General features: G+C 71.8%; 17 protein-coding genes and 1 pseudogene. 9 read left to right on the forward strand and 9 right to left on the reverse strand.

The features are described from left to right. The first annotated feature begins 45 nt into the window (after positions 1–45). Entirely contained in the window at positions 46–594 is a 549-nt protein-coding gene (locus tag ACWCQM_RS31795) for an acyl-CoA thioesterase (protein WP_450918525.1), read from the forward strand. A 45-nt stretch (positions 595–639) separates the two neighbouring features. Here the strand turns inward: ACWCQM_RS31795 and ACWCQM_RS31800 are convergent, their stop codons facing one another. Next, positions 640–1,767, reverse strand: a complete 1,128-nt coding sequence (locus ACWCQM_RS31800; protein WP_450918526.1) for an Lrp/AsnC family transcriptional regulator — start codon at positions 1,765–1,767, stop codon at positions 640–642. A gap of 59 nt (positions 1,768–1,826) precedes the next feature. On the opposite strand from ACWCQM_RS31800, the gene ACWCQM_RS31805 reads away from it, so the two are divergent. The 3 genes and pseudogenes from ACWCQM_RS31805 to ACWCQM_RS31815 all read left to right on the forward strand — a co-directional run bounded on the left by ACWCQM_RS31805 (position 1,827) and on the right by ACWCQM_RS31815 (position 4,467). After that, the gene (locus ACWCQM_RS31805; protein WP_450918527.1) at positions 1,827–3,047 is read left to right on the forward strand and encodes a M20 metallopeptidase family protein; all 1,221 of its coding nucleotides are present in this window, start codon (positions 1,827–1,829) and stop codon (positions 3,045–3,047) included. A 92-nt stretch (positions 3,048–3,139) separates the two neighbouring features. Next, positions 3,140–3,622 (forward strand): annotated as a pseudogene (locus tag ACWCQM_RS31810) (MFS transporter); the annotation flags it as partial. 182 nt (positions 3,623–3,804) lie between these two features. Further along, positions 3,805–4,467 carry an MFS transporter gene (locus tag ACWCQM_RS31815; RefSeq protein WP_450918528.1) on the forward strand — a complete coding sequence of 221 codons (663 nt, stop codon included), beginning with the start codon at positions 3,805–3,807 and terminating at the stop codon, positions 4,465–4,467. 110 nt (positions 4,468–4,577) lie between these two features. On the opposite strand, the gene ACWCQM_RS31820 is transcribed toward ACWCQM_RS31815, so the two are convergent. Continuing rightward, a complete protein-coding gene (locus tag ACWCQM_RS31820; RefSeq protein WP_450918529.1) occupies positions 4,578–6,080 on the reverse strand; it encodes an LCP family protein in 1,503 nt (500 codons plus the stop codon). Positions 6,081–6,268: 188 nt separating this feature from the next. On the opposite strand from ACWCQM_RS31820, the gene ACWCQM_RS31825 reads away from it, so the two are divergent. Further along, positions 6,269–7,291, forward strand: coding sequence for a glycosyltransferase family 2 protein (locus tag ACWCQM_RS31825; protein WP_073753017.1), 1,023 nt, complete (start codon positions 6,269–6,271; stop codon positions 7,289–7,291). 72 nt (positions 7,292–7,363) lie between these two features. Here ACWCQM_RS31825 and ACWCQM_RS31830 read toward each other — a convergent pair whose 3' ends face one another. From ACWCQM_RS31830 to ACWCQM_RS31845, 4 genes are all read right to left on the reverse strand, one after another. Beyond that, on the reverse strand, positions 7,364–9,031 hold the full coding sequence (locus ACWCQM_RS31830) for an LCP family protein (RefSeq protein ID WP_450918530.1): 1,668 nt from the start codon (positions 9,029–9,031) through the stop codon (positions 7,364–7,366). A gap of 48 nt (positions 9,032–9,079) precedes the next feature. Further along, positions 9,080–9,562, reverse strand: coding sequence for a hypothetical protein (locus ACWCQM_RS31835; protein ID WP_450918531.1), 483 nt, complete (start codon positions 9,560–9,562; stop codon positions 9,080–9,082). 226 nt (positions 9,563–9,788) lie between these two features. After that, entirely contained in the window at positions 9,789–11,159 is a 1,371-nt protein-coding gene (locus ACWCQM_RS31840; protein ID WP_450918532.1) for an LCP family glycopolymer transferase, read from the reverse strand. Positions 11,160–11,334: 175 nt separating this feature from the next. Next, on the reverse strand, positions 11,335–12,087 hold the full coding sequence (locus ACWCQM_RS31845; RefSeq protein WP_450918533.1) for a TIGR03089 family protein: 753 nt from the start codon (positions 12,085–12,087) through the stop codon (positions 11,335–11,337). 140 nt (positions 12,088–12,227) lie between these two features. Between ACWCQM_RS31845 and ACWCQM_RS31850 the strand changes: the two genes are divergently transcribed. From ACWCQM_RS31850 to ACWCQM_RS31860, 3 genes are all read left to right on the forward strand, one after another. Next, complete coding sequence (locus ACWCQM_RS31850) at positions 12,228–13,667, forward strand: N-acetylmuramoyl-L-alanine amidase (protein ID WP_450918534.1); 1,440 nt, start codon at positions 12,228–12,230, stop codon at positions 13,665–13,667. Between the two features lie 78 nt (positions 13,668–13,745). After that, complete coding sequence (locus ACWCQM_RS31855; protein WP_450918535.1) at positions 13,746–14,837, forward strand: sugar phosphate nucleotidyltransferase; 1,092 nt, start codon at positions 13,746–13,748, stop codon at positions 14,835–14,837. Between the two features lie 56 nt (positions 14,838–14,893). Next, entirely contained in the window at positions 14,894–15,889 is a 996-nt protein-coding gene (locus ACWCQM_RS31860; protein WP_450918536.1) for a DNA-3-methyladenine glycosylase family protein, read from the forward strand. Between the two features lie 76 nt (positions 15,890–15,965). Here ACWCQM_RS31860 and ACWCQM_RS31865 read toward each other — a convergent pair whose 3' ends face one another. The 3 genes from ACWCQM_RS31865 to ACWCQM_RS31875 form a co-directional block, all read right to left on the reverse strand. Next, a complete protein-coding gene (locus ACWCQM_RS31865) occupies positions 15,966–17,282 on the reverse strand; it encodes a coenzyme F420-0:L-glutamate ligase (RefSeq protein WP_450918537.1) in 1,317 nt (438 codons plus the stop codon). Further along, a complete protein-coding gene (gene cofD / locus ACWCQM_RS31870; RefSeq protein ID WP_450918538.1) occupies positions 17,279–18,235 on the reverse strand; it encodes a 2-phospho-L-lactate transferase in 957 nt (318 codons plus the stop codon). Before cofD ends, ACWCQM_RS31865 begins: the two co-directional genes overlap by 4 nt. A 201-nt stretch (positions 18,236–18,436) precedes the next feature. Further along, positions 18,437–18,943 (reverse strand): cysteine dioxygenase, encoded by a 507-nt coding sequence (locus ACWCQM_RS31875; RefSeq protein WP_450918539.1) that lies wholly within the window; start codon positions 18,941–18,943, stop codon positions 18,437–18,439. 654 nt (positions 18,944–19,597) lie between these two features. Here ACWCQM_RS31875 and ACWCQM_RS31880 point away from each other — a divergent pair. After that, the gene (locus ACWCQM_RS31880; protein WP_031093859.1) at positions 19,598–19,861 is read left to right on the forward strand and encodes a WhiB family transcriptional regulator; all 264 of its coding nucleotides are present in this window, start codon (positions 19,598–19,600) and stop codon (positions 19,859–19,861) included. Positions 19,862–19,943 lie beyond the last annotated feature (82 nt).

Raw genomic sequence — 19,943 nt, forward strand, 5'->3', positions numbered from 1 at the left:
TGATGCAAAGCAACCCGGTGCAAGCCGCCGCATAAGGTGGACGGCATGACAGATCAGCCCCAGCCGCCGGAGGCCGATGTTCCGGTCAAGCCGACCTCGGCCTCCCGGACCACCCTCAGCCACATCATGACCAGCCACGACACCAACCTCCTGGGCACGGTGCACGGCGGCGTCATCATGAAACTGGTCGACGACGCGGCGGGCGCGGTCGCCGGCCGGCACTCCGGCGGCCCGGCGGTGACGGCGTCGATGGACGAGATGGTCTTCCTGGAGCCGGTCCGCGTCGGTGACCTCGTTCACGTCCGCGCCCAGGTGAACTGGACGGGCCGGTCCTCGATGGAGGTCGGCGTCCGTGTGATGGCCGAGCGGTGGAACGAGTCCACCCCCGCCCAGCAGGTCGGCAGCGCGTATCTGGTCTTCGCGGCGGTCGACGGGGAGGGCAAGCCGCGCCGTGTGCCGGAGGTCGTCCCGGAGACCGAGCGCGACAAGCGCCGCTACCAGGAGGCGCAGATCCGCCGTACGCACCGTCTCGCCAGGCGCCGCGCGATCAAGGAGCTGCGGGAGCGGCGGGCCGCGGAGGGCATCGACGACTGAGGCGCGCGGGCGCCCTGACGGCCGCCCCCGGCGCTCGGTGGACCCTCAGCGCGCGACGCGCAGCCGCTCCAGCAGCGCGTCCTCGGCCCGCTCCGCCTCCGGCTCCTCCCAGAACGTCACGGGTACGCCCCTGATGTGGCGGCCCCGGGGATCGAGGAGATGTCCGGCGATCTTGAGCTGCCACAGGGCCACCGCCCGGTCCATGACGGCGAGCTCGGGAAAGCGGTCCGTGAGCCGGGCCTCGAACGCGCCGATGTCCTCGGCGGAGCGCAGCCACACCGTCAGCAGGAGGTTGTGCGGGCCGGTCAGGGAGGCGCAGAGCCGCGTCTCCCGCATCCGGATGAGCTGTGAGGCGATGCGGGAGGCCTCGCCCGCCGGAGCGACGCCCCAGAAGGTGACGGAGATCGGCCAGCCGGACAGATGGCGGGCCACCTCGCACCGGTAGATGAGCGCGTCCTGCCGGTGCATCCGGTCCAGCCTGCGGCGCACGGTGGTCGGGCTGACGCCGAGGCGCTCGGCCAGCCGGGCGGCGGGCTGCCGGAAGTCCTCGCTCAGCAGCAGGTAGAGCCGGGCGTCCAGCGCGTCGGGAGCGGGCAGCCCACGTCTCGGGGCGGGCTGCCCCCGGTCCTTCGCCAGCACGTCCTGGCTGTCGGGGGCCAGCCGGTCCAGCCGCCAGCGGCTGCCCTCGGTGTGCACGGCGGTCGCGGTCTGGGAGCGGGTGGCCGACACCCCGGGCAGCCTGCCGAGGCGGAAGCCGACGTAGCGGGCGAGCATCGCCAGGTCGGGGAAGGCCGCGGTCAGCAGCAGGTCACGCGCGCCGGTGACGTGCTCGATGCTGATCAGGTGCGGATCGTCGGCGATCTCCGCCGCCACCTCGTGGAGCGCGCCCGCCGCACAGTCCACCTCGATGAACGCGATGATCGGCACCACGGGCCCGACCGCCACGGTGTAGCAGCTCAGCCAGGCGTTCCCGGCCTCGGTCAGCCGGTTCCAGCGGCGCGCGGCCGTGGAGGCGTCCACGCCGAGCGCCTTGCCTATCTGGGCCCACTCCGCCCGGGGTGAGGTCTGGAGGGCGGTGATCAGCAGGTAGTCCAGCTCGTCCAGAGGCGAGGGCTGCTCGGCGCTCAGCAGGCCCAGGGAGGGCCCGGCGGATTCATGCGTCGATGAGCTCATGGGGAACGCTTTCCTGCGGACGATCATGGTCGGCGTGGTTCGTTCCGCACGATACGCCCATGTCCTTGCTCCACGAGGCCCGTGACCTCGCCCCCGCCCTGACCGAACTGCGCCACGCCCTCCACCGCGAGCCCGAGCTCGGCCTCGACCTCCCGCTCACCCAGGCGAAGATCGTCGCCGCGCTGGACGGCCTGGGCCTGGAGATACGGCTCGGCAAGGCGCTGAGTTCCGTGACCGCCGTCCTGCGGGGCGGCCTGCCGGGACCCGCCGTTCTCCTGCGCGGGGACATGGACGGGCTGCCGGTCCAGGAGGACTCGGGCGTCCCGTACGCCTCCGTCGTCGACGGCCGGATGCACGCCTGCGGGCACGATCTGCACGTCACCGGGCTCGTCGGCGCCGCCCGGCTGCTGGCCGCCCGGCGCGCGGAACTGGCGGGGGACGTCGTCTTCATGTTCCAGCCCGGCGAGGAGGGGCAGGGCGGCGCGCAGATCATGATCGACGAGGGCGTCCTCGACGCGGCGGGGGAGCGGGTCGTCGCCGCGTACGCCCTGCATGTGATCTCCATCGGCGCGCCCACCGGCTTCGCCGCGACCAGGCCGGGCCCCATGCTCGCCGCCTCGGACGAGGTCACGGTCACCGTGCGCGGCCGGGGCGGTCACGGGTCCTCACCGCACTCCGCCGCCGACCCGGTCCCCGCGATGTGCGCCATGGTCACCGCGCTCCAGACCGCCGTCACGCGTGAGATCGACGTCTTCGACCCCGCCGTCATCACCGTGGGGAGGATCGAGGCGGGCACCGCGGCCAACGTCATCCCGGAGACCGCCCGCTTCGCCGCCACCGTGCGGACCTTCTCCGACGCCTCCCACGCGAGGGTGCGCGCGGCCTTCGAACGTACGGTGCACGGCGTGGCCGCCGCCCACGGAGTGAGCGCCGGGATCGACTACGTCGAGCAGTACCCGCCGACCGTCAACGACCCGGACGAGGCCGCCTTCGCGCTGGAGACGGCGGGCCTGGTCCTGGGCGAGGACCACGTCTTCGAGGCCCCCAAGCCGATGGCGGGCGCCGAGGACTTCTCCTTCGTCCTGCGCAACGTGCCCGGGGCCTTCCTCGGCCTCGGCGCCTGCCCGCCCGGCACCGACCCGGCGACGGCCCCGATGAACCACTCCGCGCAGGCCGTCTACGACGACGGGGCCCTGCCGCACGCCGCCGCCCTCCTCGCCGGACTGGCCCTGCGCCGGCTCGGCGCCCCGCTCGCCCCCGCCCCGCAGGAGCAGCCGTGACCGCGACCACCACCCCGCCGCCGGCCGGCCCCGCCGAGCAGCCGCTGCCCGCGTCCGTCACGGCCGTCGTCGGGCTCCTGATCCTCTTCGAGGTGACCAGCGGATTCCTCCAGGTCGGGCTCGCCCCGCTGCTCCCCGACCTGGCCGACCACCTCGGCATCGGTTCGGCGGCCCTGAACTGGGTCGTCTCCGTGCAGCTGCTGGCCGCCGCCGTCTGCGTCCCGCTGTTCGGCCGCCTCGGCGACCTGTACGGCCACCGGCGGATGCTGCGCGTCGCCCTGGCACTGATAGCGGCCGGCACCCTGGTCGTCGCGCTCGCCCCCGACTACGCCACGCTGCTCGCCGGCCGGGTGCTCCAGGGGCCGATCGCCGCCCTGCTGCCCCTGGAGATCGCCCTCGTACGGGACAGGCTGCCCGTCGCCGACGCGCGGCGGGCCATCGCACGCCTGGTGGGCGCGCTGACGCTGGGCGCGATGGCCGGAGGCGTGGTGATGGGGCTCGTCGACACCGCCTTCGGCGATCTGCGCCTGACCCTGCTGGTGCCCGCCGTGCTGGCCGTGATCTGTGTGCCCGTCTCCTTCGTCGCGGTGCCGGAGTCGCGGATCAGGGCCGGCGGCCGGGTCGACTGGGCCGGGGTGGTGCTGCTCAGCGGCGCCATGGTCGCCCTGCTCGGCGGGGTCTCCGGGGCGGAGGGCGGTTCCTGGGGGTCCGCCCGGGTCCTGGGGCCCCTGGTGCTCGGGCTCGCCCTGCTGGCGGTGTGGGTGCTGGTGGAACTCCGCAGCTCCGAGCCCCTCGTGGACGTACGGGCGCTGGCGGCGCGGACCACGCCCCCTTCTACTGCGCGGCGTTCCTCTTCGGGGTCTTCTACTTCGGCAGCCAGGCGCCGAACTCGACGTTCTACGCGGCGGACCCGGAGGCCACCGGATACGGCTTCGGGCTGAGCGCGCTGTCCATCTCCCTGGTGCTGCTGCCGGGGGCCGTCGGCAGTGTCATCGGCTCGCTGGGTACGGCGGCCGTCGCGAAGCGGATCGGTTACCGGCCCACGCTGATGGTGGCGTTCGGGCTGGTGGCCCTGACCTTCCTGCAGTTCGCCCTCCTGCACGACGAGATCTGGCAGATGGCGGCCGGGTCCGCCTTCACCGGCCTGGGGATAGGACTGGCCCTCGGCGCCATGCCGACGGTGATCGTCGAGGCGTCGGACCCGTCGAGGTCCGGGATCACCGCCGCTCTGTACAACAACATCAAGACGGTCGGCGGGGCCGTGGCGGGCGGGGTCTTCGCCTCCCTGCTCGGCGCGTTCCTCGTGGAGTCCACGGGCGAGCCGGGCGAGGGCGGCTACGAGGCGCTGTGGCTGGTCGCCTCGGCCGCCGCGCTGATCGCCTTGGCGGCCACCGTCTTCTCCCGGCGCCGCGAGGGCTGAGCGGCACGCGGCCGGCCGTCGCGAGGGCTGACCGGCACGGGTCCGGCCGTCGCTACGGCGTGAGGCGGGCACGGGGCCCGGTCGTCGCTACGGCGTGAGGCGACGGCCGGTCACGGGCAGACCACCTGGTCGCCCGTGACCGTCCCGAACTCGCCGCGCTGCGGGTCCTCCGCCTTCACCCGCTGCACCTTCCTGAAGTCCGAGCCCGCCATGACCTCCATCGTCCCGCCCTGCCCCTTCACCGCCCTGAGCTCACAGCCGGGCAGCGCGGCGGCCAGGGACTTCGCCGACCTGTCCCAGCGCGGGTCGTAGCTGACGACCGTCCGCTTCAGATCGCCCGGGCCGCCGTTCAGCGGAGCGCGGGTCGTGTTGAAGCCCGTGCCGCGCAGGCCCGCGTCGACGTCCTGGCCGAGCCCGTCCCTCTCCGTCCCGTTGTAGACCTGCACCCGGATCTGCTGCGGGGCGACGTCGACGAGCGTCGCCTTCGGCTCCTTCGGCAGGTGCGGGGCGAGCGGCCGGTCCTCGCGCAGGGCCTGGAACAGCCTCTTCGACTTCGCGGCGTCCCACTTCACCGTGGAGCCGATGCCCTTGACCTGGAAGCCCTTCTCCTCCAGCGGCACGGAGGCGAACTCCGACGAGGCCGGGGTGAAACCGCGCATGGCCTTGCCGAGCTCCAGCATCTGCTCCGTACCGAAGCCCTTGTCGGCGCGTACGGACTCCAGCATCGTCGAGGTGACCTGCTGGAACTTCACCGGGTTCATCAGCACACCGCTGCTGGTCGTCTGCTTGATCAGCGCGGCCATGAACTTCTGCTGGCGCTGCATCCGGCCCAGGTCGGCGGCTCCGTCGAGATGCCGTGAGCGTACGTACTGGAGGGCCTGCCCGCCGTCCAGCTTGTGGGTGCCGGGGGTGAGGTTCAGACCGGTGTACGAGTCCTTGAGCGGCTTCGCGGTGCAGATCTCCACCCCGCCCAGGGTGTCGACCGTCTTCATGAAGCTGGTGAAGTCGACCTCCAGATAGTGGTCGATCTTGATGCTCGTCATCTTCTCGACGGTCCGCACCGTGAGCTGGGGGCCGCCCTCGGCGTAGGCGGCGTTCAGCTTCACGGGGTGCGAGGCGTGCTCCTGGCCCGTCGTGGCGTCGGTGTGCGCCGGGAGCTCGGCATAACTGTCGCGCGGCAGGCTGATGACGCTCGCGCGCCGCTTGTCGGCGGAGAGATGGACGAGCATCAGGGTGTCGGTGCAGTGACAGGGGGCGCCGCCGAGCTTGTACTTCTTCTTCTCCGCCTTGCTGATCCTGTCGCGGCCGTCGGTGCCGACGAGCAGGAGGTTCGTCCCGTTTCCGCCCTGGGGGCGGTTCTTCATGTCCTTGAAGGGGTCGACCCGGTCGATCCCCGTCTCCAGACCGCTGACGACGGCATGGCCGATCCCGCCGGCGCCGAGCACCAGCACCGACAGCCCGGTGGCGACCCGCATGCCCCAGCGGGGCGGCGTCTTCCGCCCCCCGGGCCGGCCGCGCCGGGCGGTGCCGCCTGCGGACTGCCGGGGGTTCCTGCGCTGCGGGGGAGCGGTGCGGGGGTGCGGTGGACGGGGCGATCGGTGCGGCGTGGGCACGAGGGACACCTCCGCGGTGCGAGTGGGACTTTCGCACGGTAGGCCCATACGATCTGCAGACCGGGACGAGACCCGGCGGGGCGCGCCGGTGTCCCCCGTTCGCGGTAACGTGGCGGCCGAATCACGCCGCCTCCTGGGGTGCGAAAACCCCCGGACCCCCGGCATCCCCGAGGACCCCCGAGGACCACATGTCTGCCGCGCAGTACCCCGCCGTCTCCGTGATCATGCCGGTGCTCAACGAGGAACGCCATCTCAGGAACTCGGTCCGGCACATCCTGGAGCAGGAGTACGCCGGTGAGATGGAGGTCGTGATCGCCCTCGGCCCCTCGAACGACCGTACGGACGAAATCGCTGCCGAGCTGGTCCGGGAGGACTCCCGGGTCCACACCGTCCCCAACCCGACCGGCCGTACCCCCGCCGCGCTGAACGCCGCGATCAAGGCCTCACGTCACCCGATCGTGGTACGGGTGGACGGCCACGGCATGCTCTCGCCGAACTACATCGCGACGGCGGTCCGGCTGCTGGAGGAGACCGGCGCGCAGAACGTCGGCGGCATCATGAACGCCGAGGGCGAGAACGCCTGGGAGGAGGCCGTCGCCGCCGCGATGACGTCGAAGATCGGCGTCGGCAACGCGGCCTTCCACACCGGCGGCGAGGCGGGGCCCGCCGAGACCGTGTTCCTGGGGGTCTTCCGCCGCGAGGCGCTGGAGCGCGCCGACGGCTACAACGTCGAGTTCATCCGCGCCCAGGACTGGGAGCTGAACTTCCGCATCCGCGAGGCGGGCGGCCTGATCTGGTTCTCGCCGGAGCTGAGGGTGCAGTACCGCCCGCGGCCCAGCGTGCGCGCGCTCGCCAAGCAGTACAAGGACTACGGCCGCTGGCGCCATGTCGTGGCGCGCTACCACTCCGGCTCGATCAACCTGCGCTACCTCGCCCCGCCGACCGCCGTCTGCGCGATCGCGGCGGGCGTCGTCGTCGGCGCCGCGGTCACCCCGTGGGCCTTCGTCGTGCCCGCCGGTTACGTCGCGGCGATCGTCGCCGGATCGCTGCCCGCGGGCAAGGGCCTGTCGCTGAAGGCCCGGGCGCAGATCCCGGTGGCGCTGGCCACCATGCACATGTCCTGGGGCTACGGCTTCCTGACCAGCCCCCGCTCGCTGGCGAAGAAGGTCATCGCCAGCCGCCGCCCGGCCATCCAGGAGCAGGCGGTCTGACCTCCGTACGCACAGGAGAAGGGCCCCGCCGGGCGAACACAGCCGGCGGGGCCCTTTCCGCGTCCTACGACGTCACCAGGTGAACCCCGGGTTGACGTGCATGCACGCCTTCTCGTTCGCCCCGTTGAGCGGGTTCGCGGAGTCCGGCGTCTTCTCCTCGGCGGCCTCGGCCGGGTACGCCCCGTCCTCGCGCCAGTCGGCGCCCACGGCCAGGACGATGCCCGACGCGTCCGTCGACTTCTTCACCTGGGACACCGGGATGCCGAGCGCCTTGGCGACCGCCTGAGCGTCGCCCTCCAGATCGGCGCTGGGATACAGGATGCCGGTCCTGGCGGCGCCCTCGACGTTCTGCGAGTCGACCGACGCCTTGGCGAAGCCCTCCTCCGTGAGCAGCCCCTTGACCGTGCTCGCGCGGCCCTGGGCCGGGCCGAGCGTGTCCGTGCCGGTGGCGTTGCGCACGCTGACCGCGATCTCGGCGGCCGGGGCCGCGGCGTCCTTGGTGACGGTCGTCTTCCGCTTGGACGCCTTGCCGTCCAGCGGGATGTCCTCGCGGATCATCCGGAAGACCTGCTCGGCCTCGTCGGCCTTCGGGTACACCCGGCCGCTGAACTCGCCCGTGCCGTAGACGTTCGGCATGGTCGTCATGGTGATGCGGTTCGTCGGGGCCTTCTTGAGCTCCTCCGCCAGGTCGTACAGCTTCTTGACGGTGTCGAGCCCCGTGTCGACCGTCAGCGCGCTGGTGGCGGCCTCGGCGAGGTTCATCAGCTTTCCGGGGTCGGTGAGCTTGGTGCCCTTGCGCAGCTCGCGCACCATCGAGTTCAGGTACTGGTGCTGGGCCTTGGTGCGGCCGAGGTCCGTGTTGTCCTCGAAGCCGTAGCGCGTGCGCAGCCACTGGAGGGCCTGCTTGCCCTTGACGGAGGTGGTGCCCTCCTCCAGCTTCAGGCCCGAGCCCTTGCCGTCGCGGGTGTGCGAGTAGACGTTGGCGTCGACACAGACCGGGACCCCGCCGACCGCGTCGGCCATGGAGACCACCCCGGCGAAGTCGATCATCATGAAGTGGTCGATGGTGATGCCGGTGAGCTCGTACCAGGCGGCCACCGTGCAGCCGGGGCCGCCGCGGCCCAGGCTCTCGTTGGTCTGGACGTCGACCGTGCTGGCCGCGTAGACCTTGCCGGTGTCGGGGTCGGTGCACTTGGGCATCTTCAGCATGGTGTCGCGCGGCATGCTGACGACCGAGATGTTGCTCCGGTCCGCGGAGAGGTGGAGCAGCATCTGCACATCGGCGAGCGGTGTGCCGCCGAAGGTCTCCTTGGCGCCGCCCAGCTTCTGGTTGGCCTTGGAGTCCCGCGCGTCGGAGCCGATGAGCAGGATGTTCAGGGGGGTCTGACCGGCGGCGTTGGCCTTGTGATCGGCCATGTCCTTGTCGCCGAGCGTCAGATCCTCCTTCCTGATGTTGCCGTTGAGATGCTTGTAATACAGGTATCCGGCGCCGCCGGTGCCGAGTATCAGCACGGCGAGAACGCTGGCCACCCAGCGCAGTACGCGCTTCTTGCCGCTCTTCGCGGCCCGCCGCGACCTGCGGTTCGGCGGCCCCTGGCGGTGCCCGCCCTCCGCGGGGGCGGACCGCTCCCGCCGGCCGTGCCCGCCGCCCGCCGCCCGGCCGTCCGTTCCGTCCACGCCGTCGCCGTCGTGGCGGCCGCGTGGTCGTGTCCCCTCCCCGCGCGTGCTGCTCCGTCCCACCAGGACCCCCCTACTGCTCAGAATTCTGTTGTGGCGCGAGGACGGTCGTCACTGCGCGCATACCGCCTTGTCGGCGCTTGCCTTCGGGATGCCTTCGGGCGCCTTCGTCGCGCCGGTGACCGGCACTCCCACGGCCTCGAAGTCCGCTTTGAGGGCCGGCGCCATTGCCTGGAGCCCTTCGGTGCCGGAGCTTCCCTGCTTCAGCGCGGTGGCGGGCAGGCCCGCCATGTCCGCGAGGGCACGGCCCTGGTCCGTCTGTTCCGCCGCGCCGGCGAGGCCGCCCCCGTCGAGGACGTCGACATGTGTGCCGGTGGTTTCGGCCCCGCTGCCGTCGCGGCGGCAGCGCTGGGCGGGCACCCGGATGCCCGGGTCGCCGGATATCAGTACGGAGGGGGTGTGGGTAAGGGAAGGGCCCGGTGACTCTGTTCCGGAGTGGTTCAGTCGCAATTCGTAATTGCCGGTCCGCGGGTCGAGCACCCACTGCTCGGCGGGATCGATTTCCTCCGCCCGCCCACGGCTGTGCGCGTCCACGGTTGCCTGAATCCTCCGTCGGTGCCACGCGAGGCGCCTCCCCCTGCACGGCGCTCGGTTTCTTCGCTTCCGGCCCTGCGCGGCACGGGCGCCGCGTCCACCGGATCGCGTCACACTATCCGGCCGATTCACCCACGGGGGGCGCGCGTGACACATTCCACGCTCCTTACAACCGGGCATTCCGCCTAAATACTCTCCGATTGCAGCCCCTTGCTTGAGAATTGCTTTAAGCGTCGCACGGGTCATCGGCCGCATTCGACCCCGAATAGGTGGGAGCGGGGGTGGGGCTCCCCTCCGTTTCGCCGGGCTTTTGGCCGGACGGGTCCTTCCCGGAGCTGTGATCCGCCTGTGAATCCCCGGAATTGATTTCCTCGGCGGGCACCACGGCGACGGGCTCGTCCTTGCGCAGCGCGGTGAACAGCCGGTCCGCGTCCGGCTGCACGAGTTCGTCCCGGTTCGGGTCGGCGCGGTAGGACTGCCGGGGCACGGTCAGGAACTGCACCTTGTCCGTGGGGACGTTCCGCATCCCGCGCACCAGGTCGTACAGGTCCCGCAGCGAGTCGAGCCCCGGGTCCGTGGTGAGCGACTTCGTCGCCGCGTCCAGCACCGGGTAGAGCCGCGCCGGGTTCAGCAGGACGCCGTTGCTCTGCATCTTGTTGACGAGGGCCCCCAGGAACTTCTGCTGACGGTCCATGCGCTCGGTGTCGCTGCCGTCACCGATCGACTTGCGGGCCCGTACGTACCCGAGGGCCTCCTCGCCGTCCAGCTTCTGACGGCCCGCGGGAAGCTTGAGGTGCGCGTCGTCGTCGTCGACCGGCTCCTTGAGGCAGACCTCGACACCGTCCACGGCGTCCACCATGTCCTTGAAGCCGCTGAAGTCGATGACCATGTGGTGGTCGACGCGAATGCCCGTCATCTTCTCGACGGTACGGATCGTGCAGGCGGTGCCGCCCAGCTCGAAGGCCCAGTTGAACTGGGCGAACTGCGCCTTCGTGGCTTTGCCGTCCTCGGTGTGGCAGCTGGGGATCTCGGCCATCAGGTCGCGCGGGATCGACACCGCGGTCGCGCTCCTACGGTCGGCCGCGAGGTGCAGCAGGATCGTGGTGTCCGAGCGCTGGCTGCCGCCGTCGTCGCGTCCGTAGGCGCTGTTGTCGCCGGAGCGGGTGTCCGAGCCGACGAGCAGGATGTTCTGCGCGTCCCGCGCGATCGGCAGCGGGCGGTCCTTCTCGTACGCCTTGAGCTCGGCGGCGGCGCTGGTGTCGGTGGTGATGTTGCCGTCGAGCTTCTTGTACACCCACCAGCCCACCCCGGCGGCGACCAGCACGAGGAACGAGGCGGCCAGGGCGGTCCAGCGGAGCCAGTGCCGCTTGCGCTCCCCGGGGCCGCGCTCGGGCCGCGCACCCCAGGTCCCGTCCCCGGCCGGAGCGGCGGAGGCGTCGCTCCCGGGTGCGGCTTCCGGAGTTCCGGCGGGGCTGTCGTCCTGCGGCGCGGCTCCGGACGTCTTGGGGGCCCCGTCCGTCAGTCCGTCCCCGGCCGTCTCGTCCTGGTCGTCCGGATCGGCCGGGCTGCCGGGGGTGTCGCTCACGTCTGCGTCCATCCTCACGTTCGGCGGCGCGATGGGCCGCCGGTCGCAGAAGTAGACGGCTGAACCTCACGCTTGGTTGTGCATTCAGGCGGAGTGGTCTGTACCGCCCGATCATGTACCGCCGTCGGTGTTCAGTCCCGGGGGCTCGGCCCGCCGTGGGCCGGACGAGTGGCCCTCAGGGCGCTTGTCATACCGCAGTGTTGGTGATCCGCTCACTCTCGACACGCTTGGCGAGCCCGTCCTCGTCCAGTTGGTCCAGATGGCGGCACAGGACCACGGAACCTCCCGCGGCCAGCGGCGCGAAGAGCCCCGCGGAGAGCCCCTCCCAGGTGTCGTACGTACGCCCGGTCAGCAGCCTGGACCCCGGGCCGAGCCCCAGCGCCGTCGCGTCCTCGCGGGCCCGGGCGACCAGCTGTTGTGCCGTCATCCCCTCGCCGCCCACGGCCAGCGCGGGGGCGCCGGGGTCCACGGGGGCGTACGGGGCGAAGCGGTCGCCCTGGCCCGGCACCTCCACCGCGTAGTCCGCGAACCCCTCGGGCGGCTGGGGGAAGCGGCCCCCCAGCGGGCGCAGGGCCAGCGCCACCCGCTCGCCCCGGCAGGCGCGCGCCCGGTCGAGCCCGTCCGGTCCGCTGACGACCAGATCGGCGGACGCGGGGTCGCCCTGCACATCCGCGACCACCCCGACCGAGGAACAGGCGAGCAGCCAGACGGCCGACTGCCAGTGGGCGGGGAGCAGCAGCGCGAGCCGGTCGCCCGGCTCGGCGGCCAGGTCGCCCTGGAGCAGGTTGGCGGTCTTGGCCACCCAATTGGCGAAGGTGGCCACCGACAGTTCGACGCGCTCTCCGGTTGCGTCGTCGTAGAAGGTGACGAGAGGACGGGCCGGGTCCGCGGCGAGCGCGGATCGCAGCAGGTCGGCGGGGGTGCGATCACTGGCGTTCATCCGCGCAAGCGTACGCGGGGGGCGCCCGCCCGGCAGGGGGTGACGGGTGACCCGTACACCGGTTCGGCAGACGGTGCGTCAACTTCAGGCGTTCGTACTCCAGTAGCCGGTCATGCCGGACTGGGCCAAGTATTTCCTGTATGCGTGCACTTCTTGCGACTTCGATCGGCGTCACCTGCGCGACGGCCCTCACCCTTCCGCTCGCCGCGCCCGCGCCCGCCGCCCCCGTTCACGCCCCGGTCGCCCAGGCGCCCGCGGCATCTCCCGTCGAGCCCGCCGGCTCGACCCAGTCACTGCCCCTGCGGCCGCTCACCGGCGCCGCACCGAGAGCCACCGGCACACCCACCGAAACCGTGAGCCCCGCAGCCGGACAAGGGCTGCTCCGGCGGGACGCGCAGCGCTTCTCGCTCGTCGGCGTCATCTGGGACGACGCCGACGCCGAACTCCACGGATCGGTCCAGGTCCGCACCCGCGCCACCGGTACCACCCACTGGTCCGGCTGGCAGTCCCTGGAGACCCACAACACCGACCACGCCGCCGACTCCGGCAGCGCCGAGCGCGAGTCGGGCAGGGTGCGCGGCTCCACGGCCCCGCTCTGGGTCGGCGACTCGGACGGCGTCGAGGTGCGCGTACGGTCCGAGAGCGCCGGACCGCCCTCGGCGCGCGCCGCCGCCGCGCTCCCGTCCGGTCTGCGGGTGGAGCTCGTCGACCCGGGCGAGGACCCGGAGGAGCCGCGCGCCGAGGGCGGCCAGGCCGCCGGCAGCCCGTCCGCCGTCACCGCCGTGGCCCCGTCGCCCGGCACCACCACGGCCGCCCAGCCGGGCGCGCTCCCGGAGTCCGCGGGCCTCACCATGGCCGCGGCGGAGAGCTCCGCGGTCAACGCCGATCTCGCCCCGCTCGGCGCCACGATGATCCAGCCCCTGAGCAAGGCCGAGTCCGAGGAGCAGGCGGTCGTCGGACCGGCCGCCAAGCCGTTCGTGGGCCCGCGCCCCGGCATCGTCACGCGCAAGGGCTGGGGCGCCGACGAGAGCCTGCGGGAGCGCGCCTTCGCGTACACCTCGACCGTCAAGGCAGCCTTCGTCCACCACAGCGCGACCGGCAACAACTACACGTGCGCCCAGGCACCCTCGGTCCTGCGCAGTATCTACCGCTACCACGTCAAGAGCAGCGGCTGGCGCGACTTCGGCTACAACTTCGCCGTCGACAAGTGCGGAAACATCTACGAAGGCCGTGCGGGAGGCGTGTCCAAGGCGGTCCTGGGGGCCCACACCCTCGGTTTCAACACCAACAGCATGGGCATCGCGGTACTCGGGACGTACAGCTCGAAGAATCCGCCCGCCGCCGCCGTCAACGCGATCGCCAAGCTGACGGCCTGGAAGCTCGGACTGTTCGGCCGCAACCCCAAGGGCAAGGTCACCCTCGTCTCCGGTGGCAGCGGCAAGTACAAGAAGGGCGCCAAGGTCAAGCTCAACGTCATCTCGGGGCATCGCGACGGCTTCGCAACCGAATGCCCTGGAATCCGTCTCTACAAGAAGCTCGGCACGGCCCGGACGAGTTCGGCGAAGCTGCAGGGCCGCTGACCGGGAGGGACCGAACGGTCTGCATACACTGGCCAGCCGAAACGAGGCCCGGCCCCAGCAGGAAGCAGAGACGGTGCTGTGACAGAGGCAAAAGAAGCGATCCTCCTGGTCGGTGGCAAGGGCACCCGGCTGCGTCCGCTCACGGTGCACACCCCGAAGCCGATGGTCCCGGCGGCGGGGGTGCCCTTCCTCACGCACCAGCTGGCGCGGGCCAGGGCTGCCGGGGTGGAGCACATCGTGCTCGCGACGTCCTATCTGGCGGAGGTCTTCGAGCCGTACTTCGGCGACGGGGCGTCGCTCGGCCTCTCCATCGAGTACGTCACCGAGCGCGAGCCGCTCGGCACCGGCGGGGCCATCCGCAACGTGGCGTCGCGGCTCTCCTCGGGGCCGGACGAGCCGGTCATCGTGTTCAACGGGGACATCCTCACCGGTCTCGACATCCGGGCCCTGGTCGCGGCGCACGCCACGTCCGGGGCGGACGTCTCCCTCCACCTGACCCGGGTGGAGGACCCGCGCGCCTTCGGTCTCGTGCCGACGGACGCCTCGGGCAGGGTGACGGCCTTCCTGGAGAAGCCGCAGACACCCGAGGAGATAGTCACCGACCAGATCAACGCGGGGGCGTACGTCTTCCGCCGCTCGGTCATCGACACGATCCCGGTGGGCCGGCCGGTCTCCGTGGAGCGCGAGACCTTCCCCGGACTCCTGGCCTCCGGCGCCCACCTCCAGGGCATGGTCGACTCCACGTACTGGCTGGACCTCGGCACCCCGCAGGCGTTCGTGCGCGGCTCGGCCGACCTGGTCCTGGGCCGCGCGCCCTCTCCCGCGGTCCCCGGCCGCTGCGGCGACCGGCTCGTCCTGCCCACGGCCTCCGTGGCCGCCGACGCCAAGCTCACCGGCGGTACGGTCGTCGGCGAGGGCGCCCTGATCGGCGAGGGCGCGAGGATCGCGGGGTCCACCGTGCTCGCCGGCGCGGTCGTGGAGCCCGGCGCCGTGATCACCGACTCGCTGGTCGGAGCCGGCGCCCGCATCGGCAGCCGTACGGTCCTCACGGGCGCGGTGATCGGTGACGGAGCCCACGTCGGCGCGGACAACGAACTGCGCGACGGAATCCGGATCTGGTGCGGCGCGAGCATCCCGGACGCCTCCGTCCGGTTCTCCTCCGACCAGTGAACGGCCCCGGTCGGCCTTACCCTCGATAGGCACCCCGACGACCGAGGACCTCACCCGTGGCAGGACGCTTCGTACCCCGCACCCCCGCAGTGCCGCGCCGGCAGGCGGCGGCCACGGACGCGTCCGCGCCGCACACCAGGACCTGGACGCCACCGTGGCCGCTCGATCTCCGGCTGGTCCTGAGCCCGCTGCGGCGCGGCCCCGCGGACCCCTGCTTCCGGGCGCTGCCCGACGGGACGTTCTGGCGGGCCACCCGCACCCCGGCCGGCCCCGGCACCCTGCGCGTCTCCGGCTCCCGTGACGGCGGCGTCTCGGCGGCGGCCTGGGGTCCGGGCGCGCAGTGGCTCCTGGACCGGCTCCCGGCGCTGCTCGGCGCCGACGACACCCCGGAGGACTTCCGCCCGCGCCACCGGCTGGTCGCCGCGGCCCAGCACCGCAGGCCGGGGCTGCGCCTGCTGCGCACCGGGCTGGTCATGGAGTCGCTGATCCCGTCGATCCTGGAACAGAAGGTCACCACCGACGAGGCGTACCGCGCCTGGCGGCTGCTGGTCCGCACCCACGGCACCCCGGCCCCCGGCCCGCAGGACGCGGCGTTCGGGGCGTACGGCCTGCACGTCATGCCGGACGCCAGGACCTGGTCGATGATCCCGTCCTGGGAGTGGCACCGCGCGGGCGTCGACTCCAAGCGCTCCGACACGGTCCAGCGCGCGGTCCGGGTGGCCCGGCGCATGGAGGAGGCGGCCTCGATGGAGCTCCCCGACGCGATGGCCCGGCTCCAGCTCATCCCCGGCATCGGCCCCTGGACGGCGGCGGAGACCCTGCAGCGCTCGAACGGCGCGGCCGACGCCGTCACGGTCGGCGACTACCACCTGCCGGGCATCGTCGGCCACGCGCTCGGCGGCAACCGGCACGCCGACGACGAGCAGATGCTGGAGCTCCTCGCCCCGTACGAGGGCCAGCGCCACCGGGCGACCCGCCTGATCCTGCTCTCGGGCCATGTCCCGGCGCGCCGGGCCCCACGGATGACACCGGGCGACATCGCCCGGCTCTGAGGAACCCCACAGAACTACCTGGGGGCTTCCTGGGCCGCAGGGAGTCCCAGGAAGCGCGCTCCCCGGCAGGTCCGGTTCAGCGGACGGTGACGAACGCCTCCGGGTCCCGGTCGGCCCGGGCGGCCGGGGCGTTCTTCGGGCGGCCCACGGCCACCGCGCCCAGCGGGTCCCAGGAGTCCGGAAGGTCCAGCACCTCACGCACCACGTCCCGGCAGAACATCGTCGAGGACACCCACGCCGAGCCCAGCCGCTCACCGGCCAGCGCCACCAGGAAGTTCTGCACCCCGGCGCCCGCCGCGACCACGAACATCTCGCGCTCCGCGGTGTCCCGGCGCTCGTCCCCGTAGGTGTGCGAGCCGTCCATCACGAGGCACGGCACCACCAGATACGGCGCGTTGCGCAGGACGTCACCCCGCCGCACCCGCCTGGCGACCGACTCCTCGCCGCGCCCGTCCCCGCGCAGGTCCGCGATCCAGGCGTCCCGCATGGCGTCGAGCAGCCGCGTCCTGGACTCCTGCGACTCCAGCAGGACGAACCGCCACGGAGTCGTGTGGTGCGGGGCCGGGGCGGTCACCGCCGCCGCCACCGCACGCCGTACGGCGCCGGGGTCGACCGGGTCGTCCGTGAACTCCCGTACCGTGCGGCGGAGATACAGCGCCTCGCGCACCGCCTCGGACGTCCCCAGCCGGAACATGTCGTCGGCGGCGACCCGCACCATCGCACGGGCGCCCTCCTCCTCCGGAGAGTCCGCGCCCGCCACGACATGGGGGAGCCCGCGCACCACCGCGACCGGCAGCCCGGACGCCTTGCCCTTCACCAGGTCACCGGCCGAGGCGAGTTCATCGGCCGTGGCCACGACCGTGGCGCTCAGCGGATTGCCGTAGCCGTCGGTGCCGCCCCGGAGGTCGTCCAGCACCTTGACCCCGGCGGCACCGATCGCCACGTCCGTCAGGCCGTTGCGCCAGGGTCGGCCGAAGGTGTCCGTGACGACGACCCCGATCTCCACGCCGAGCGCGTCCCTCAGGCCGTCCCGGATCAGCCGGGCCGAGGCGTCGGGGTCCTCGGGCAGCAGCAGGACCGTACCGGCCGGGGTGTTCGACGCGTCGACCCCGGCGGCGGCCATGACGAGCCCCTGCCGGTTCTCCACGATCCTGAGCGTCCCGCGCCGGGCGACCACCCGGACCGTCTCGGAGTCGATCGCCGCCTCCCGGTCGGTGGCCTCGACGATCCGGCCCTCCGCCTTGGAGACGATCTTCGAGGTGACCAGCAGGACATCGCCGTCCACCAGGCCCGGCTCCGTGGCCGCGATCAGCTTCGCCAGGTCGTCGCCCGCCCGCACCTCGGGCATCCCGGGCAGGGCCCAGACCCGGTAGGAGGGTGCCGTGCCGCTCATGCCCGTACCTCCTCGGCCAGGGCCAGGGCCTGCCGTGCCATCTCGGCGGTGGCGTCCAGGTCCGTCATCATCAGCGGGACGGCGCGGCAGCGGATGCCCGCGGCCTCGATCTCGTCGACCACCCCGGCGTCCACGGTGTCGACGAGCCAGCCGTCGAGCAGCCCGGAGCCGTAGTGCTGTGCGACGGCCGACGCGGTGGACTCGACGCCCACCGCGGCCAGGACCTTGTCGGCCATGCCCCGCACGGGTGCGTCGCCGACGATGGGGGAGAGCCCGACGACGGGGACCCCGGCCTCGGCGATCGCCTCCCGGATACCGGGCACGGCGAGGATGGTGCCCACGGAGACGACCGGGTTCGACGGCGGGAAGACGACGACGTCGGCCTCGGCGATGGCCTCCAGGACGCCGGGGGCGGGCTTGGCCTGCTCCGCGCCGACCGGCACGACGGCCCGCGCCGCCACGGAGGCGCGCAGCTTCACCCAGTACTCCTGGAAGTGGATCGCCTTGCTCTCGCCGTCCACATCGACCGCCACATGCGTCTCGACGCGGTCGTCGGACATCGGGATCAGCCGGACGCCGGGCTTCCACCGCGCGCAGAGCGCCTCGGTGACCGCGCTCAGCGGATAGCCGGCGCCGAGCATCTGCGTACGGACGATGTGGGTGGCGAAGTCACGGTCGCCGAGACCGAACCAGTCGGGCCCCACGCCGTACGCCGCGAGTTCCTCCTTCACCTGGAAGCTCTCGTCGGTACGCCCCCAGCCCTGCTCCTCGTTGATGCCACCGCCGAGGGTGTACATCACGGTGTCCAGGTCGGGGCAGACCTTCAGCCCGAACAGATGGATGTCGTCGCCGGTGTTGCCGATCACCGTGATGTCCGCGTCGGGAGCGGCCTGTTTGAGGCCACGCAGGAAACGAGCACCACCGATACCGCCGGCCAGAACCACAATGCGCATGCACAACAGTCTGTCAGGCGGAGCCTGATCGTTGTGGGGGTGGTGGCGGGCGACGGGTGGGACTGTCAGGCGGAGCCTGATCGTTGGTGGGGTGGTGGCGGGCGACGGGTGGGACTGTCAGGCGGAGCCTGATCGTTGTGGGGGTGGTGGCGGGCGACGGGTGGGACCGTCAGGCGGAGCCCGATGGGTGGCGGGTGACCGTCAGGCCGGTACGACGGTTTCGGGTTCGGCGGCCGGGGCGCACTGTGCCGAGTGCATCGGCATCTCGGTGAGGCCCGGGAAGTAGATGTGCAGGCTGACCGTGGGTTCGAGGGAGTCGTTGGCGACCTCGTGGACGTAACCGGGGGCGAAGACGCGCTGCGCGCCGGGGGTGAGGGTGACCGCCCCGCGTGCCGTGTGCTCGGTCAACTCGCCGTCCAGGACCGTGAGCACGCCGGAGGAGAGGCCGTGGTCGTGGAGTCCGCTGCCCTGTCCGGGGACCCAGCTCAGCAGCCAGACCTCATATCCCGGCCCAGTTTGCAGCCGGTGGTACCAGCGGGTGGTGGTGTCGTAACGGACGAGTGGGGCCCACCGGCCGCGGTCGGCCGCGATGGAGCGGGCGAGCCCGACGAACTCGGCCACGGTCGAGGGATGGGGGCGGGCCGGCTGGAGGAGGTGCTGGACTTCAAGGATGTCGCCGGCGATCGAGAGGTCGCTGTCGCTGTTCATGGGTGCGGTGGTTCCTCGGCATGTGGATGCGCGTGCGTGGGGGTGTCGCGGAAGACCGGAAATGCGATGAAGAGAGCTGAATCAGAGCTGGAGCTCTACGGCTTCAACAGCTGTGACAGCTGGAACAGCAACAGCGGGCCTGGACAGCCGTACGGAACCCACGGATGCGGGTCGTGTACGAGGCTGCGGTCGCTGGCATGAAGTCAAGGAGACCGGCTCGATGCGCGGTCTGTCAACTCAATGCCCGATTTGGCGGCAATGTTTCACCCCTTCCGGTTGCAGGGGGTGGAGAAAGGTTTTGCCACCCGCCGGAGCGGCAAGGTGGCGCAACGGGCATGTGCTCAAACGTGGGTGAGGGCTCGTGACCCTACTGTGATCTTGGTCGCTACAGTGATCAAATCGAAACATTGCGGCGGCTCCACTCGTCTCACTCGGTGAGAAGCGATGCCGGGTGGACTCGCATGGCATATGTCAGATTTTTGGTGATTTGAACACTTTCCGCATACGCTTGGTTCCGCAGAGTGAATACCGAGGCCAATAGCAGATCTTCGCTTGACTGGCCCGAAGCTACACACTTGTAATTTCACTCGTGTCGTTCGGCCGCATCGATAACGGCCGCATCACGGGGACGCAAGAGACAGACGAGGGGCGCACATGACCGAGCTGTTCCAGCAACTGCTGGTCGAGGACGCGGACGAGGAACTCGGCTGGCAGGAGCGCGCACTGTGCGCCCAGACCGATCCCGAGTCCTTCTTTCCTGAGAAGGGCGGCTCCACCCGCGAGGCCAAGAAGGTCTGTCTCGCGTGCGAGGTCCGCTCCGAATGCCTTGAGTACGCCCTCAACAACGACGAACGGTTCGGTATCTGGGGCGGCCTCTCCGAGCGCGAACGGCGACGCCTGAAGAAGGCCGCCATCTGAACATCCCGCGCACCTGGACACCGGGACCGCGATGGCCTGGGGGCCGCACCCTGTACGCAGGGCGCGGCCCCCAGGCCATCGG

This window comes from Streptomyces sp. NPDC002125, assembly GCF_053593715.1.